Annotated in this window: 1 protein-coding gene; it reads right to left on the reverse strand. The window is 62.5% G+C overall.

Annotated elements, in window-relative coordinates; all coding sequences use genetic code 11:
* On the reverse strand, positions 1-293 hold a 293-nt coding region (locus DBV10_RS22615), incomplete at both ends, for a CoA transferase subunit A (RefSeq protein ID WP_148090352.1).

Raw genomic sequence — 293 nt, forward strand, 5'->3', positions numbered from 1 at the left:
TTCGCCCACTTCCACGATCTTTTCCACCTCGACGATGCAAACCTTGCCAGCGGTAGCCGCTGCAGGGTTGAAGTTGCGTGCCGTGAGGTTGAAACGCAGGTTGCCCGACTTGTCGGCCACGTCGGCCTTGACCAGCGAGACCTCGGGCACCAACGAGCGCTCCATCACATAGGTTTCGCCATCAAATTCGCGCAATTCCTTGCCGTCGGCCACGATGGTGCCCACGCCAGTTTTGGTGAAGAAGGCCGGGATGCCCGCGCCGCCCGCACGCAGCTTCTCGGCCAGCGTGCCCT

It is taken from the genome of Acidovorax sp. FJL06, assembly GCF_003852545.1.
In the GTDB taxonomy this organism is placed as follows: Bacteria; Pseudomonadota; Gammaproteobacteria; order Burkholderiales; family Burkholderiaceae_C; genus Acidovorax.